The sequence below is a fragment of the bacterium 336/3 genome (assembly GCA_001281695.1).
Lineage (GTDB): Bacteria > Bacteroidota > Bacteroidia > Cytophagales > Thermonemataceae > Raineya.
This window is the reverse complement of sequence record LJIE01000002.1, coordinates 97,337-114,036: the sequence shown is the minus strand read 5'-3', so window position 1 is coordinate 114,036 and position 16,700 is coordinate 97,337. Positions and strand designations below refer to the sequence as shown.

16 protein-coding genes, 6 tRNA genes and 1 pseudogene are annotated in these 16,700 nt (G+C 33.4%); 10 read left to right on the top strand and 13 right to left on the bottom strand.

The features are described 5' to 3' along the window. Window positions 1-45 precede the first annotated feature (45 nt). Both AD998_19780 and AD998_19775 read left to right on the top strand, forming a co-directional pair. On the top strand, window positions 46-1,116 hold the full coding sequence (locus AD998_19780) for a hypothetical protein (protein KOY84743.1): 1,071 nt from the start codon (window positions 46-48) through the stop codon (window positions 1,114-1,116). A gap of 213 nt (window positions 1,117-1,329) precedes the next feature. Next, a complete protein-coding gene (locus AD998_19775; GenBank protein KOY84742.1) occupies window positions 1,330-1,731 on the top strand; it encodes a hypothetical protein in 402 nt (133 codons plus the stop codon). 79 nt (window positions 1,732-1,810) lie between these two features. Here the strand turns inward: AD998_19775 and AD998_19770 are convergent, their stop codons facing one another. From AD998_19770 to AD998_19735, 8 genes are all read right to left on the bottom strand, one after another. Next, a complete protein-coding gene (locus AD998_19770) occupies window positions 1,811-2,266 on the bottom strand; it encodes a hypothetical protein (GenBank protein KOY84677.1) in 456 nt (151 codons plus the stop codon). Next, window positions 2,263-2,616 (bottom strand): hypothetical protein, encoded by a 354-nt coding sequence (locus AD998_19765; GenBank protein ID KOY84676.1) that lies wholly within the window; start codon window positions 2,614-2,616, stop codon window positions 2,263-2,265. Before AD998_19765 ends, AD998_19770 begins: the two co-directional genes overlap by 4 nt. A gap of 179 nt (window positions 2,617-2,795) precedes the next feature. Continuing rightward, window positions 2,796-2,879: transfer RNA gene (locus tag AD998_19760), tRNA-Leu, on the bottom strand. A gap of 7 nt (window positions 2,880-2,886) precedes the next feature. Further along, window positions 2,887-2,960: transfer RNA gene (locus AD998_19755), tRNA-Leu, on the bottom strand. A gap of 7 nt (window positions 2,961-2,967) precedes the next feature. Beyond that, a tRNA-Leu gene (locus tag AD998_19750) sits at window positions 2,968-3,057 on the bottom strand. A gap of 7 nt (window positions 3,058-3,064) precedes the next feature. Next, window positions 3,065-3,137: transfer RNA gene (locus tag AD998_19745), tRNA-Leu, on the bottom strand. A gap of 7 nt (window positions 3,138-3,144) precedes the next feature. Next, a tRNA-Leu gene (locus AD998_19740) sits at window positions 3,145-3,232 on the bottom strand. Between the two features lie 5 nt (window positions 3,233-3,237). Next, a tRNA-Leu gene (locus AD998_19735) sits at window positions 3,238-3,311 on the bottom strand. 477 nt (window positions 3,312-3,788) lie between these two features. On the opposite strand from AD998_19735, the gene AD998_19730 reads away from it, so the two are divergent. Then, a complete protein-coding gene (locus AD998_19730; protein ID KOY84675.1) occupies window positions 3,789-4,133 on the top strand; it encodes a hypothetical protein in 345 nt (114 codons plus the stop codon). A gap of 35 nt (window positions 4,134-4,168) precedes the next feature. Here the strand turns inward: AD998_19730 and AD998_19725 are convergent, their stop codons facing one another. Beyond that, window positions 4,169-6,040 carry a hypothetical protein gene (locus AD998_19725; GenBank protein ID KOY84674.1) on the bottom strand — a complete coding sequence of 624 codons (1,872 nt, stop codon included), beginning with the start codon at window positions 6,038-6,040 and terminating at the stop codon, window positions 4,169-4,171. Window positions 6,041-6,321: 281 nt separating this feature from the next. Then, window positions 6,322-7,419, bottom strand: coding sequence for a hypothetical protein (locus AD998_19720; GenBank protein ID KOY84673.1), 1,098 nt, complete (start codon window positions 7,417-7,419; stop codon window positions 6,322-6,324). A gap of 111 nt (window positions 7,420-7,530) precedes the next feature. On the opposite strand from AD998_19720, the gene AD998_19715 reads away from it, so the two are divergent. After that, window positions 7,531-8,268 (top strand): hypothetical protein, encoded by a 738-nt coding sequence (locus AD998_19715; protein KOY84672.1) that lies wholly within the window; start codon window positions 7,531-7,533, stop codon window positions 8,266-8,268. Window positions 8,269-8,289: 21 nt separating this feature from the next. After that, on the top strand, window positions 8,290-8,757 hold the full coding sequence (locus AD998_19710) for a ketosteroid isomerase (GenBank protein KOY84671.1): 468 nt from the start codon (window positions 8,290-8,292) through the stop codon (window positions 8,755-8,757). Window positions 8,758-8,907: 150 nt separating this feature from the next. Here the strand turns inward: AD998_19710 and AD998_19705 are convergent, their stop codons facing one another. Continuing rightward, window positions 8,908-9,402, bottom strand: a complete 495-nt coding sequence (locus tag AD998_19705; protein KOY84670.1) for an AsnC family transcriptional regulator — start codon at window positions 9,400-9,402, stop codon at window positions 8,908-8,910. A gap of 209 nt (window positions 9,403-9,611) precedes the next feature. Here AD998_19705 and AD998_19700 point away from each other — a divergent pair, with 209 nt between their 5' ends. Continuing rightward, window positions 9,612-11,510 (top strand): molecular chaperone DnaK, encoded by a 1,899-nt coding sequence (locus tag AD998_19700; protein ID KOY84669.1) that lies wholly within the window; start codon window positions 9,612-9,614, stop codon window positions 11,508-11,510. 83 nt (window positions 11,511-11,593) lie between these two features. On the opposite strand, the gene AD998_19695 is transcribed toward AD998_19700, so the two are convergent. Continuing rightward, the gene (locus tag AD998_19695) at window positions 11,594-12,112 is read right to left on the bottom strand and encodes a hypothetical protein (protein ID KOY84668.1); all 519 of its coding nucleotides are present in this window, start codon (window positions 12,110-12,112) and stop codon (window positions 11,594-11,596) included. 131 nt (window positions 12,113-12,243) lie between these two features. Here AD998_19695 and AD998_19690 point away from each other — a divergent pair, with 131 nt between their 5' ends. After that, window positions 12,244-13,197 (top strand): ribose-phosphate pyrophosphokinase, encoded by a 954-nt coding sequence (locus AD998_19690; protein ID KOY84667.1) that lies wholly within the window; start codon window positions 12,244-12,246, stop codon window positions 13,195-13,197. 35 nt (window positions 13,198-13,232) lie between these two features. After that, window positions 13,233-14,408 (top strand): hypothetical protein, encoded by a 1,176-nt coding sequence (locus tag AD998_19685; protein KOY84666.1) that lies wholly within the window; start codon window positions 13,233-13,235, stop codon window positions 14,406-14,408. A gap of 25 nt (window positions 14,409-14,433) precedes the next feature. Here AD998_19685 and AD998_19680 read toward each other — a convergent pair whose 3' ends face one another. Then, window positions 14,434-15,096 carry a hypothetical protein gene (locus AD998_19680; protein KOY84665.1) on the bottom strand — a complete coding sequence of 221 codons (663 nt, stop codon included), beginning with the start codon at window positions 15,094-15,096 and terminating at the stop codon, window positions 14,434-14,436. A 204-nt stretch (window positions 15,097-15,300) separates the two neighbouring features. Here AD998_19680 and AD998_19675 point away from each other — a divergent pair, with 204 nt between their 5' ends. Further along, window positions 15,301-15,891: a GTP-binding protein gene (locus AD998_19675; protein KOY84664.1), complete on the top strand. Its 591-nt coding sequence runs from the start codon at window positions 15,301-15,303 to the stop codon at window positions 15,889-15,891. Between the two features lie 27 nt (window positions 15,892-15,918). Then, window positions 15,919-16,398 (top strand): annotated as a pseudogene (locus tag AD998_19670) (hypothetical protein). The last annotated feature ends 302 nt before the right edge of the window (window positions 16,399-16,700 follow it).

Below are 16,700 nucleotides of genomic sequence, written 5' to 3'. Positions count from 1 at the left end.
AAACGTTTATCTACTTTAGCCATTGCTCTTTTTTGTAGTGCGAATATGGTTTTTGCTCAAAGCCAGCTTACTTTGCCTACCGAAGGAGGAAGCAAAAAAGCAGTTGTTACTGAATTTATTGGTCTTACAGAAATCTCTGTGGCATACGGTCGCCCTGCTGTAAAAGGGCGTGAAGGTAAAATTTGGGGCGATATAGTTCCATTTGGTAATACCGATTTGGGTTTTGGAACAAGCAAATCTTCTCCTTGGCGTGCAGGAGCCAACGAAAATACAGTTATTTCCTTTTCTACAGATGTAAAAGTGGAAGGTAAAGCTCTTGCAGCAGGAAAATATGGCTTATTTATGACTGTTGTGTCAGAAAACGAGGTAACAGTAATCTTTTCTAAAAACGCTCAGGCATGGGGAAGCTATTTTTATGACCCAGCTAATGATGCTCTTCGAGTAACTGTAAAACCTAAAAAAGTAGAAACCAGCAAAGAATTTTTGGAATATGAGTTTATGAACCAAACTCGCAATTCGGCAGATATTGTATTGGCTTGGGAAAAATGGTACATTCCTTTTAAAGTAGAGGTGGATGTAACCAATACTGTTTTGGCATCTATTCGTGAGGAACTCAAAAGCAATAAAGGCTTTGAATGGCAATCGTGGAATCAGGCAGCTAGTTATTGTTTACGTAACAATATAAATCTTGAAGAAGCTTTGGTATGGGCAGAAAATGCAATTTCTTTGAGAGGAACAGGCGAGAAAAATTTTACCACGCTTTCTACGAAAGCCATGATTTTAGCAAGATTAAACAAGCAGGCAGAAGCAGATGCTTTGATGAAGGAGGCTTTGCCTATGGGTGCTATGATGGAAGTACATGGCTATGGCAGACAACTCATAGCTCAAAAGAAATACAATGAGGCTTTGGAAGTGTTCAAGATGAACGCCAAGAAAAACCCCACCAGTTGGACACCCAGTTGGGGACTTGCCAGAGGCTATTCGGGAGTAGGAGATTTTAAAAATGCTCTGAAATATGCAGAACTGGCTCTAACTCAAAAGCCTGATGAACAAAACAAAAAGAATATCGAAAACTCTATTCTTAAATTAAAAGAGAAGAAAGATATTAACCAATAATGAGTTATCAAGTATAAGCGTAACCAAAACCTATAAGATTTCTGAAATCTTATAGGTTTTTTTATTGCGATCATAAAATGAGCTTATTTTATAAAAATATACTGTTTCTAAACATTTACTTTAACTAGATGTTATAACATCAAATCCTTCAATATTTTTAATGTTTAACCATTATTAAAATTAGTTATGAACGCTTTAGAAACCGAAAAAACTATGATTTCAAGTAGTAAATTTTTAGAAGCTGTTTACTCTTCATCAGATAATTTTATTATCTGTACCACAAAATCGGAGTATATTCCGATGGAAGATTTCCAGAATCATTTCAATACCATAGGCAGTTTTATCAAAAAGAATAAAACTGTCAAATTTATCTTTGACAAAACTTCTCTAAAAGTTTTTCACCAGCCTTCTATGGAGTGGTATCATACGGTTTGGAAAAAAGAAATGGCAAATTATGGATTGAAGTCTTATCGTAAAATATTGCCCAATCTGCAATACTTCAAGATGAGTGTAAAAATAGGAAAAGAACGTATCATCAAAGAAAATCCTGATTTCAAATTTGAGGATTATGATATTCAATACTACGATACGCTCAAAGAAGCCATTTTATATTAAAATAATATTTTTGAGAGATTTCATAAAGTCGTTTCAATCTTTGAAACGACTTTGTTCTTGTATACAAATCTACGAATTGTTATTGCTTATAAATGGGTTCTGGGTAATGCCAAAAATACAAAGAGCCTTTTTCTACCAATTGCAGATATGAAATTCCATAACCATCTGTAAAGTTAATTATGTCATATTCAATTTCTACTTCTTCCCAATCATCAGCATTTTCAGGCTCAGATTCATAATTATCGGCTTCTATTTTAAATTTAAGAAGAATTTTCCTTTCACTGATTCTTGTCCAGTCAATTTCTTGAAATTCCTCACCATGCATGCCCCAATACATATCTATAGCTTTATCATTTTCTTTGAACTGAATACCAAAGCCAGAAACCATACTAAACCCGCCATCCGAACCGTATGAGGTTGTCCAAACGCCAATCAGTTCATCTTTTAGATTTTCTATTGGAGCATTTTCAGGAGGCAAAATATTGTTTTTAGAATGAAAAAAATTAACAAACCAAGATAAAATAGATTTTATCATATTTTTTCTCTGATTTTCCCTTTGGCAATTTGTTTGGTAATACTACTAAAAAGAGGATTTCTGCCTGATTGCCACTTGCCATCTCTATAAATAAGTGTAAAATATTCTTTCAGTTCACTAACTTTCTGAAAACTAATTTTAAGGCTATCATTTTCATTGGGTTCGTACTCAAAATCAAAAATATTGGATTGATTGAGTTGCTCTACGAGGTTTTCAGGTGTAATGCCATTGCCTAAATCGTTGGTGGGAGGCAGAATTTTACCCACAAACTTTCCTTCTTTCAGCCCTACCAGCCGAGTGAGTATCCAAACATAATCACTCTCCAAAAGCTCTTCTTCTGAGCCACACATACAAAAAACAAACTGATGATTCTGATTGCACATAACTCTTGAAAAATAAGTATTGACAACACATTCAATATTTAGAAACCTTATAGGTTTTTGATTTAATTTACAAATACTTGCAAACCTATAAGGTTTTGATGTAAGATTGTTTGTCATCAGCAATTTAAGAAAAATTATCGAAAAAGTACCGATAAAGGGACTCGAACCCTTAATTCCACAAAAGAGACAGGTTTTGAAGCTGTTGTGTCTGCCAATTCCACCATATCGGTATAAAAGTACCCCAACTAGGATTCGAACCTAGAGAAAACAGTTTCTAAGGCTGCTACGTTTTCCAATTACGCCATTGGGGCATATATTTTGTACCGATAAAGGGACTCGAACCCTTAATTCCTTTTAAGGAAAACAGATTTTAAGTCTGTCATGTCTACCAATTCCAAACATATTGGCAATAAAGTACCCCAACTAGGATTCGAACCCAGAAAAACAGTGTCTAAGACTGCTATGTTTACCAATTACACCATTGGGGCATATATTTTGTACCGATAGAGGGACTCGAACCCTCATAACTTTCAAAGAAAACAGTGTTTAAAACTGTCGTGTCTGCCAATTCCACCATATCGGTATGAGTACCCCAACTGAGATTCGAACTCAGAAAAAACAGTTTCTTAGGCTGGTGCGTTTGCCAGTTACGCCACTGGGGTATATATAAAAATTGTACTTTTTTAATATTTTAATTTTGAACAAACATACTTCTCCTGCCTCCAAAAATGTATGATTTTGGAATAAAACATTGAAAGATAAATCCGAATTTTGAGGCTATGGTAAGATTGAACGTGAGTAGCTACTTCACCAATTTTACCAAAACCAAAGGCAATAAAAAAAGCCCCTAAATTACTTCAGAGGCTTTATATAGATATATAAATGATGCACAAATTACGCATACAGATAGCCCCCGCTACTCGATAAGAGTAAACCTAGCAGGCTGAGCAATGCAATATGTGTGTAGTTCTTTTTCATGTTACAAAGGTAATATACGGTTTTATATTCTCCAAATTTTTTAATAAAAATTTTTGCATTTTTTTTAGTTTCCTAAAAATATAAAATAATAATTTGCGTAAATAGTTTAAAATAAACATATTGAAGTTTATTCTTTTGCATAACCCTTTAACCTATGTTTTATGAAAATTACGGATTTAGAAAGAATACTTTGGATTGCTGTAGGAATTATTGAAGCTATATTTCTTTACCTACAATTTGCTGGTGGAGTGAGTTTTCCTATATGGAATCTTATCTTGACGGCTTTGGTGGCGTATGCAATTTATAACCGATTTAAAGGAAAGCCTGTAAGCGATTCTGAAAGAAGCTCAGAGTTGGGTGTATCAGGTATTATTGCTCTCATGAGTGCTTATTATTCCATCACTGGAGGCTTCTATTTCTTAAATGTCGTAGAAACGGTATTTGCAATTGCCTTATTGGTGATTGGATTTAAAAATATAGGACAAGGAGAAAAAAAATCTGAATAAAACCACAAAAGGCTCAGAAATGAGCCTTTTGTGGTTTAAAGGATATAATTAGAATTCAGATTCTTTTTTATTTGTTGAAAAGCTTTTAAACTATTTCCTTGGTAGTATTGAGTTAATAAGTGTATGGTTCTTTTATGATTTAATTCTATATTTTCAGCATTCCAAGCATGGTAAGTCATAAAAATAAAATTAGTATTTGCACGTGTTTCAATAGCTCCTTGATACTTAATCTTTTTTTCTTGGAATAATTTATTACTTAAGGCTGAATTCTTATTTTTATCTATTAGTACTAGATTTCCAAGTTTATGTAACCATTCTTTATGTATAATAGGGTCTATTTGCCAATCACTATTTTCTATTTTTTGAGGCATCAAATGTTCTACGGAAGACGAATCTTTATTATATTGTATTATTGTGGAGGCATTACTCATTAACATATCCATCTTGAGTAATAAATATCGAGTCTTATTGATTCTAGTACCAACATATGCTCCCCATTTTTCGTTTTCAAGAAGGTTTATAAAATCTGATAAATTAATAGGCTTTTCAGAAGAAACACTTTCATCAAAAAAATCATATTGTAAACAAAGGTCATTTAAAAAGTCATCTATAGCATTATCTAATGAAATTTCTTTTTTCTTAAATAAATCATGATAATTATCCATTCTTCTAAGGATAATAAATGTTCTAGTTATAGAGTGTCTACGACCTAATAACCAAGTAATAGAAAATAAATTATCAATTTTTATCATAAAATCAATTATTTTATTTTCTCCAAAACATTCTCTATAATGCATTAAAGGAGTTAAATACTGACTCCCATAAACACTAGATAATATAAAGTTAAGATTACTAAATAAGTTTAAACTTTCACGATTGGTAATACTCCCATTTGTAATGGCTTCATAATGTTTTATATATTTTCCTACATAATCAAGAGTGTCTGTTCCCTTATTTAGAAGGTTCTTTTTAAACATGAATTCAAAAGCTTTCGTCAAACTTTGATTGTCATCACTTCTGTATTTCATTTTAATAAATACTAATGCCCATAAGAAATCGTCAAAACTTCTGTAAGGAGAAGATATTGCATTTTCAAACTCAGACCATTTATTAGCATAAAGTTTTCTTAAATCTGGATTTTCTATTACTCTTAGATTTTGAGCTCTGAGAATATCAGAAACTTGTAGTTGTAAGCCACGGCTATTCAGTACTGTAAATAAATTATAAGCATCGTCTAAGTTATTGGGAGTAGCTAGATATAGAGCTAGAACTTTGTTAGATAAATATTTGTAAAAATCAGCAAGATAATGTTCTTCTGTGCCTATATTTTCCATAAATTTAACATTCCACCATTTTTTCATTATTAATATTCCAGATGCCATATTTCGGACAGAAGCACTATACTTTAAATTTTCAGATATTTCAGCTATTTCATTCACTAATAAAGTACCCTCATTGTTAATAATATATTTGTCTAAAAACTCTTTATCATCACGTATTTCAAACTCTATTCTATTTCTTGAAGGGATATTACTATAAACATCAGCTTCTTGTACAAGTCTTTTTTGTACACTGTCTCTAAGTTTTTCTTGTGTAGATATATCTCGTATTACACCATGCAGTAGAAATAGAGTAATGAACCTTTGCTGACCATCTAATATATCTTGATAAACATATTCTATGTTTTTATGTGTTTTATCATGATGAGTATTCCAAATCATACAACCTAAAAAATATTCTTTACTATCATCATGTTCCATGGCTTTACTTATATCTTCTAGTAAGGCAATAATTTGCTCTTCACCCCAAACATAAGGGCGTTGGTATTCTGGAATATTAAAAAATTGGTCTTGGCTAAAAATATCTTTAATATATTTTTTTCCTGTAACAAGAGTAGCATTATCCATTTTTGTATTAGGCTATGTTTAATTTTTTCTCCCCAATCTACATACAAAAAAACTTCCACGCATCAGGGAATCCCTGATTTTTAGGGTGTGTAAGAAAAGTGTGCAAATAGTTTTGTAAAAATACTAAAGGAGGCTCTAAAGCAATTTTTTGTCTTTAAAAATAGTCTTAAATAAATGTAAGATTTTAATAAAATTTTTCTATTTCAATATTTAAAACTACTTTGTAAAATAAAGTATAAGCTCATAAAATCACTTTTCTATTCTAAAATGAAACAATAAATTTAGCCAAACATTTCGTGTATTTGCTTGCGGTAGTCGTAAGTATTTTGGGCTTCTTGTTGGGCTTTTTGGCTCATGGCTTGTCTTTTTTCAGGGTGTAAAATGACATCCATCAGGGCTTGGGCAAGAGATTGAGGGTTTTTGTTTTCAAAAAGCATTCCATTTTCCTGATGCTTGATAATCTGAGCAGTTCCGCCTGCATTTGCACCCACTACAGCCAGCCCACTTGCCATAGCCTCAAGGGTTACATAACCATAGGTTTCATCAATAGAAGCCATTACAAATATATCCAAAGCCTTGAAAGCTGTTTGTATCTGTTTTTGAAACGGACGAATATATACATCATCTTCTAAATGAAGCTCTTGCATAATACTTTTGAGGTACTGTAAATAGTTTCGTTTATCGCCTACGTTTTCTTCGCCAATCATCACAACTTTTGCTTCAATACCTTTGCCTTTCAGGATAGCCAACGCCCTGACAAGATACTCTTGCCCTTTGGCAGGGTCAAATCTGCCAATGATGCCAATGAGTAAATCATTGTGAGAGATTTTTAGACTTTTTCGGGCTTCTTGCTGGCTTGTGGTATTGTTTATAAATAATTGTGTATCAATGCCAAAAGGAATAACTTTTACTTTTTCTGGTTTAATGCGGGTACGCTGAAGCGTATTTTCTTTGAGCCAAGGAAGCGGGGAAATCCAAGTATCAAGGGCATTATAGAAAAATGTGTGTAAAAAATCTTTTTTATCCACACCTATCTGCATTTGTTGTGGATAAACCAATTTACATTGTAAACCAAATATCTTTTTCGTAAGAGCCAGTAAACCAATATCTTTAGAATGCCCAATGAGGCAGGTCTCTATTTGGCGTTTTTTGAAAATCTTTTTGAGTTTATACATTGCCAAAAGGTCTGCATATTTCCAAGATGTTGAAAATGAAATATATTCGAGTTTATTTTCCTTCGCATAGGCTTCTATTTTGCTTTTGGGCGGGCAAAAAATAACAGGTGAATGTCCTTCCTGCTTCGACCACAAAGCAATTTTTCCCATAAACAGCTCCAAACCTCCCCATGACAAACTATTACAAATAATTCCGATTCTCATAAAACTTAGATATTTAAAGCAAATTTAGGGTTCTATCTGAAAATTTCATAAAAATATAGTGTCTAATTGCCCAAAAAAGATAAGTTTGTATAAATAAAAATGCTATTAACTATGTCTAACTTTGTACATTTTACTTTTCATCAAGACTTCAATGTGTTTTTGGATAAAGTAAATAGAAATCAGACTTATACTTATTTTTTTGAGGAAAACTCAACTGTCAAAGATTCTATTGAAGTACAAGGCATTCCACATACCGAAGTAGAGTGGGTACTTGTGAACAAACAGTCTGTCAATTTTAGTTACAGACTTCAAAATGAAGACAATGTAGAAGTTTTTCCGTATCATGCAAAACTGCAAATGCCTTGTATTGTACGTCCTCCAGTGTCTAATTTAGATTTTATGGTAGATTTCAACGTTCGGAAACTAACTAAATATCTAAGAATGCTCGGTTTTAGGACTGTAACAGATGAAGGTGTACCCGATGAAGAAATTGCTGCCATAGCCGAAAGAGAAAATAAAATAGTGCTGACAAGAGATATTGGACTTCTGAAACGAAAAAATGTAACGTATGGCTATTTTTTGAGAAGTGAAGATGTAGAAAAACAAATTGTAGAAGTGATAAAAAGATATGAATTATTGCCAAAAATTTCTCCCTTTTCAATATGCCTTACCTGCAATGGAGGCATACAACATGTAGCTAAAGAAAATATTTTAGAAGAGCTACCTATTTTAATTCAAGAAGAATATGAGGAGTTTTTTCAGTGTAATGCCTGCCAAAAAGTGTATTGGAAAGGCTCTCATTTCGATAATATGCGTAAAGTGATAGACTCTTTACAAGAACAAAACTAATAAACCTTTTACACCAAAGTTATGAGTACAAATCAAGAAACAATTCAAACTTTTTATGAGGCTTTTGCACGCAAAGACTCTGCCACGATGGGACAATGCTACCACGATGAAGCTACCTTCAATGATCCAGCCTTTGTAAATCTGAATGCACAACAGGTAAGAGCCATGTGGAAAATGCTCTGCGAGAGAGGAGCAGACCTAAAATTAGAGTTTTCAGAAGTGTCCGTTGAGGGTAACAAAGGAAAATGCCGTTGGGATGCCCATTATACTTTTTCGCAGACTCGCAGAAAAGTACACAATATTATTCATGCAGAGTTTGAATTTAAAGATGGTAAAATTGTAAAACACAATGATAAATTCGATTTCCATCGTTGGAGTAGGCAAGCTCTCGGAATGACAGGTCTATTGTTAGGTTGGACGGGATTTTTAAAAAATAAAGTGCAACAAACAGCCAAAGCAAGCCTTGAAAAATACATGAAACAGGCATAAAACAAAAAAACCTCCTTAATAGGGGGTTCCTTTGGTCGCTTAATAAAACAACAATTCTGTTGTATAAACTTAACGTTTGAGTACACAACTTTATTGTGCAACAATATTGCAAAATGTTTTTCAATTATGCAACTTTGTTGCAATATTTTTTTAAGCTTCCATTGCTTGAGCAATGGGTAATACTGGATTTCTCTTGAAAGTAGAAAGCACAATCATGGATTGCATATGATTGATTTCTTCAATTTCACTTACTTTCTCAAGCATAAGTTTTTGATAAGAAGGAATATCTTTGGCAGAAATTTTCAATAAAAAGTCTGCTGCACCTGTCATGTGATGACATTCTATCACATTATCGATTTCATTAATTTTTTTAACAAAGGCTTCAATGACAGCTTTCTTGTGACTAACCAAAGAAACTTGCACATACGTGGTTACACCCAGACCCGCTTTTTCGGTATCCAAAACGGCATGATAACTTTTAATTAAACCTGAATTTTCTAATTTTTTTACACGCTCAAGTGTAGGAGCAGGTGAAAGACCAATTTCTTTGGCAAGTTGAGCATTGGTAATTTTAGAGTCTAATTGTAATTTTTCTAAAATCTGGAGATCAATATCATCCAATTTTAAATACTTTTTTTCTGACATAGCTGTGAAGGTTTGATTTGAAATTTAATACTAAATTTGATGCAAAAATGCGAAAATAATCTTTAAAAAGAAACTTTTTTGAAGAAAAATAAAATAAGATTTTGTCTTTTTGTTTTTTCTGTCAATTTGGCAGTTAAAAACTCTTGGCATATAGATTGTTAAATCAAATACAAAAATCTTTATACTCACTTTAAATTAATTGTTTAAAAATGGGAAAAATTATTGGAATCGACTTAGGGACTACCAATTCTTGTGTAGCAGTAATGGAAGGAAGTGAAGTGGTTGTAATCCCCAATAGCGAAGGTCGCCGTACAACACCTTCAATTGTAGCATTCTTAGAAAATGGGGAACGCAAAGTAGGTGATTCTGCTAAAAGACAGGCAGTTACAAACCCTAAGAAAACGATTATGTCTATTAAACGCTTCATGGGTAAAAAATACTCTGAAGTAAGTAACGAACTTAGACACGTTTCTTATACAGTAGAACAAGGCACAAATGACACACCTCGTGTTCGTATTGGTGATAGACTTTATACGCCACAAGAGCTTTCTGCGATGATTTTACAAAAAATGAAATCTACAGCTGAGGACTATTTAGGCTTTACTGTTACAGAAGCTGTTATTACTGTACCTGCATATTTCAATGATGCTGAACGCCAAGCAACTAAAGAAGCTGGCTTGATTGCAGGGTTGGAAGTAAAACGTATCATTAATGAGCCTACAGCAGCAGCTTTGGCTTATGGTTTGGATAAACGTAATAAAGATGTAACCATTGCAGTATTTGACTTAGGTGGTGGTACTTTCGATATTTCTGTATTAGAATTGGGTGATGGTGTATTTGAAGTAAAATCTACCAACGGTGATGTACACTTAGGTGGTGATGATTTTGACCAAAAAATCATTGATTGGTTGGCAGAAGAGTTCTTGAAAGAGCATCCAACCATTGATTTACGTAGAGACCCTATGGCTCTTCAACGTTTGAAAGAAGCTGCTGAGAAAGCAAAAATTGAGCTTTCTTCATCTCCTTCTACAGATATCAATTTACCTTACATCATGCCAATAGATGGTGTACCTCAACACTTGGTAAAATCTCTTTCAAGAGCTAAATTTGAGCAATTGGTAGATGATTTGGTACGCAGAACGCTTGAACCTTGTAAAAAAGCTATTCAAGATGCGGGTATTTCTGTAAGTGAAATAGACGAAGTAATCTTAGTAGGTGGTTCTACTCGTATCCCTAAAATTCAGGAAGAAGTTGAGAAGTTTTTTGGTAAAAAACCTTCTAAAAACGTAAACCCTGATGAAGCTGTGGCAGTAGGTGCTGCTGTACAAGGTGCAGTTCTTAACAAAGAAGTAACAGACGTATTGTTACTGGATGTTACACCTCTTGCTTTAGGTATCGAAACTTTGGGTGGTGTATTTACAAAGTTGATTGAAGCAAATACAACCATTCCTGCTAAAAAATCTGAAACATTTTCTACTGCTGAAGACAATCAGGCATCTGTGGTTATTCACGTATTGCAAGGAGAGAGACCTTTGGCGAGTCAAAACCGTACAATTGGAAGATTTCATTTGGATGGTATCATGCCTGCTCCTCGTGGTATACCTAAGGTAGAAGTGATTTTTGATATTGATGCAAATGGTATCTTGAATGTAACAGCCAAAGACCAAGCAACAGGAAAAGAACAAAAAATTCGTATTGAAGCTTCTTCTGGTCTTTCTAAAGAAGAAATTGAGAAGATGAAAAATGAAGCAAAAGCGAATGAAGATGCTGATAAAGCAGAAAAAGACAAAATAGAGAAAGTTAATGCTGCTGATACCATGATTTTCCAAACTGAAAAACAGTTGAAAGAATATGGTGATAAACTTTCTGCAGGTAGTAGAACAGCTATTGAAGATGCTTTAGGAGCATTGCGTCAAGCTCATAGCAGCAAGGATGTAGCAGGTATTGACACCGCTTTAGAAAGATTGAACGCTGCATGGCAACAAGCTTCTACTGAAATGTATCAGAATACAGGAGATGGTGGAACAACCAATACTGACACAAACGGGTCATCGAATACAAACAAAGATTCTGACGTAACAGATGCAGAATTTGAAGAAGTAAAATAATCTCTTTTATAAATAACAACAAGTTACAAAACTTGTGAACTTGAGAAATCACTTCTAAAAACCCTTTCAATTTGAAAGGGTTTTTATTTATTCATACAATCACATTCAAATACTTGGTCAGCAAACTCTTTGAGTTGTGGCATTTCTTTTCTTGATAAAGTTCTGCCTTGTCGGGCAATTACATACAATGTTAATAGTACAATACTACCTAAGCCTACGATATAAAATCCCCATATTTCTTGATGTATCATCCATTGAGAAACTCCCAACATCAGACCAATAAAAATACTGGTGCTTACCACAATGCCCAGAAAGATAATAAGTGTCCAAATTGTAGAAACAGGAGCTAATAAAACTCTTACAGAGGTGCTTTTGTCTTGTAAGTTTTCTTCCAAATTGATTTCCATGTGAGGTGTCCATAATTTGTGTACATGTGATGGAAATTTTATTTGAATATGAAAATCTGTGAGCATTCCTGTAAAATGATGAGGATTATTCTTGGAAAGCTCTATTCTAAATTTTTCTACAATTTCATCTCTACTCATAGAAGTATTGAACTGAAATCGAGGGCGTAATTTGAGGTCTTGAGTATTCATAAGCATATTATATATGATAAAGAATACCAAGCTACTATTTCAGATTTATATAAGTTAGGACAAAAATCAAAATTTTTTCTGTATAAAGTCAGCATTTGAATAAAAGAAATGTAATTTTGCGAAAAGTTTTCTAAATCATGGCTGACCTCGCTTTCGTAAAATTCTTTTCTGGAACTGCCTCTCGTTATTTGGCAGAAAAAATCGCCCACGAATATGGTAAACCTCTTGGAGAGGTGTCTATTCAACGTTTTAGTGATGGAGAGATTTCTCCAAGCTTCACTGAATCTGTAAGAGGGTGTCATGTATTCTTAGTACAATCTACTTTTCCACCAGCAGACAATCTGATGGAGCTATTATTACTCATTGATGCAGCTCGTAGAGCTTCTGCTATGTATGTAACAGTAGTAATGCCTTATTTTGGTTATGCTCGCCAAGATAGAAAAGATAAACCTCGTGTTGCTATTGCTGCCAAATTGGTTGCAAACTTACTTTCGGCAGCAGGAGCAGATAGGCTTATCACTTGCGATTTACACGCAGGGCAAATTCAAGGATTCTTCGATTTTCCTGTGGATCATTTGGATGGACAAGCTGTTTTTGTGCCTTATTTACAAAGCATCAATTTGCCTAAACTTGTATTTGCTGCTCCAGACGTAGGGGGTGTGGGAAGAGCTAGAGCCTTTGCAACTATTTTTGCTGCAGACATGGTCGTTTGTGATAAACACAGAAAAAGAGCTAATGAAATTGCTTCAATGCAAATTATAGGAGATGTGGAAGGTGCTGATGTAGTTATTGTAGATGATATTATTGATACAGGGGGAACTATTACAAAGGCTGCTCAAATTATTAAAGAAAAAGGAGCAAGAACAGTGAGAGCTATTTGTACGCATCCTGTACTTTCAGGCAAGGCTTATGATAATATCGAAAATTCTGTTTTAGAAGAATTAATCGTTTCTGATACCATTCCTTTAAGAAAAGAATCAAGTAAAATCAATGCTTTAAGTGTAGCAAATTTATTTGCGAAAGCAATTCGTAGTGTACACGAATACGAATCTATTAGTTCACTATTTATTGCACCTACCAGTAGATTATAAAAAAACAGAAAGCCTCTTTTTTAGAGGCTTTTTTTATGTATTTTTGGACTATGGAACAACGCTATACATCTCTTTACACAGCCTTTGATGTGTTCCCATCAGCGAAGGGAGCAGCTACACATATTCATCATTTTGCCAATACTCTTCTAAAAACATATTCTAAAGGAATGTTATATGTTTTGGGAGATGAAAAACTACCAGAATCAGAAACATGGGAAAATGGAATAGATGTTTGGCGTTTCAAAAGTGAAAATCCTAATTTTTTAGAAAGAACAGAACTTTATAGTGAACAGCTATTATTTTGGCTGAGAACACAACCCAATTTGAAAATATGTCATTTTAGAGATATTTGGGGTGGAGTACCCATTTTACTTAATCCTAACAAACGATACAAAACCATTTTTGAAGTAAATGCACTACCTTCTATCGAATTGCCTTATAGGTATCAAATTTCTGACAAAATACTCAAACAAATTAGTCAATTAGAATGGTTTTGTTTAGAAAATGCAGATATCATTATTGTTCCCTCTCAAATCATTCAGAAGTTTTTGATACAAAAAGGTGTAAAACCATCAAAAATACAAATTATTACAAATGGTGCAGAAACCCCAGAAAAATTACCTCGTCCAGAAGAAGCCCCCGAAAAATATGTAATTTATTTTGGAGCTTTACAAAGCTGGCAGGGTGTAGATACATTATTAAGGTCTTTTAGACTATTACAAGATACAGACTTAAAATTAGTGATTTGCTCATCTCATAAACCTCGACATAGTAAGGCTTATGTAAAATTTGCTGAAAAAATAGGTTTAGAGGAAAAGATAATATGGAAATATCAGCTACCCAAGCAAGAATTATATGCTTGGGTAGAGCATGCTGTTTGTTCTGTTGCTCCACTGAAGGAGTGCAGTCGAAATTTGGAACAAGGCTGTTCTCCACTCAAAGTTTTTGAATCAATGGCTGTGGGGACACCTGTAATAGCTTCAGATATGCCTGTAACAAGGGATATTATTGATAGCGAAACGTTGGGTAAACTTATCAGGGCTGATAGACCCATGGAACTTGCAAGAGCTATTCGTATTTGGCTTTCTTATCCAGAAAAAGTAAAAGAAATAGGTATAAATGCAAGAAAACATATTGAGGCTTTTTTTTCTTGGGAACAGAAAAAAACAGAGCTTTTGGAAGCAACAAAAAAGCTCTTAGACCAAATCTAAGAGCCTGAATATAAGGTTTTAAATACTATCGCAAATCTATTTCTGTAACTTTAGGGTATTTCTTTTTATCAAAAACAAAGAAAGTGTCATCCACTGCTACATTATACTCTATGCTATTGACAGTATATTTGAAGCGATTCTGATTTTTTTCAAAAATTTCCCAGCTTTTGATACTCTTTGTCTTTTTATTGATAACCAAACGAATTTTGTATATTTTTTTGCTACGGTCTGTGGGTTGTAAGTCTATTTCTTCATAAACTTTTCCATTTTCTGTAAACTCCCTGATAAATACATATTTGTAGTCTTTTTTATACAAGGTAAATACTTTTTCGGGGGTAATGTCTTCACTTTCAGGGGAGTAGTCAGAAATATTTACTTCGTTTGCATCTTTTAAATAAGTCCATACAGTTGTACCATTATTATAGATTTCTTGATCTGCCAATTTTAACTTAAATTTATTCTTCTTCATTACAAAACTACCTTTTACTTCTTCTTTAGCTTTGTTAGCATCATTTTTCATTTCATAAATAAAGTCTGCTCGTAGAGCTTTTGCCGACTTGTATCTACTTTCTACATCTACAAGTATTTTCTTTGCTTTTTCTTCGGGAGAAGTTTGCTGAGTTGTATTTTGAGCAAAAGAGGCTTGTAAACTCACGATTAAAAAACAATTTAAAAGATATTTTTTCATTTTGTGTTTTCGTTTTTAGATTATAGGGAACAAAATTACATATTTTTTAGACTTTTTTGAAGTAAAAAGGTTTAAAAAACTTACATCAGTTTAAAAAAAAGATAAATAGCTGATAATTTTACAAATACTAAATATATTCTTTGCAATTAATTTGTATTTGCCTAAATTTTCGTAAATTTGCAAACTTAACTTAGTTTTGACGTAGTGGAAGCCAAATTTGTAAAAAGTAGTAAAGCATTTAGTCAGTGCCCAACTGCCAACAAGCCCGAATATGCTTTTATTGGGAGGTCGAATGTGGGGAAATCTTCCCTGATAAATATGCTTGCCAACAATAAAAATTTAGCAAAAACTTCTCAAACACCAGGTAAAACACAACTCATCAATCATTTTGTAGTAGATGATAAATGGTTTATAGTGGATTTGCCAGGTTATGGATTTGCCAAAGTAAGTAAGACTGATAGAGAAGCTTGGGAACAAATGATTTACGAGTACCTCAGTCAGAGAGAAAACTTGCTTTGTATATTTGTTTTGGTGGATTCTCGCCTTGAGCCTCAAAAAAATGATTTGGAGTTCATGCTTTGGTTGGGAGAAGCCCAATTGCCTTTTTCAATAGTTTTCACAAAAACAGATAAACTTTCAGCCACGCAACTGAATAGTAATGTGGAGAACTATAAAAAAGTTTTGTTAGAATATTTTGAAGTATTTCCTCGCTTTTTTATAACTTCATCAGAAAAAAAAGTAGGAAGTTCAGAAATATTGAATTTTATCAAGGAATTGAATCAAAATTTTAAGTAATTGTAAAGTAAAAAGATTGATTTAGCAATGGAATTAAAAGAAATCGCATCTATTTCAGGAAAAGAAGGGCTTTTCCGTGTGCTTAAGCCATCTCGTACAGGAGTAATCGTTGAAACATTAGACGCTCAGAAAAAGAAAATGGCAGTAGGCTCTGCTGGTAAAGTTTCTATCTTAAAAGAAATATCTATTTATACAACTACCAAAGATGGCTCAGTGCCCTTGCAAGATGTTTTAAATATAATTTACGAAAAATATCAAGATAAACTTCCTGTGGATAGCAAAGCTGGTACAGCAGATTTGATGCAATTTCTACAAGGAATTCTTCCTGAATTTGATGTAGATAAAGTATATCCTTCGGATGTGAAAAAATTGGTAAAATGGTATAACATTTTATTCAAAGAAGCTCCAGATGTACTGAAAAAACAAGAAGAAGTAAAAGAAGAGCCTGCAAAAGAAGAGAAAAAAGCAGCAAAAGCCAAGAAAGAAACTGCTACTGAAAAACAAGAAGAAACAAAAACAACAGACAAAAAGACTTCTGCTAAGAAAAAAGAAGAAACTTCGGAAGTAAAAGAAGAGGCTAAAACTTCAGCTAAGAAAACTACAGCTAAAAAGAAAACAGAAGAAGTAGTAGAGGCTAAAGAAGAGAAACCTAAAAAAACTACAGCTAAAGCCAAAAAAGAAACAGAAGCTAAAGAGGTAGAAGAAAAACCTAAAAAAAGCTCTAAAACGAAGAAAGAATCATAGTCGAAAACGAGAGCAAGGCTCTCGTTTGTTTTTTTCTTTTTTATAGAGTCTATAAAAAAGACTTA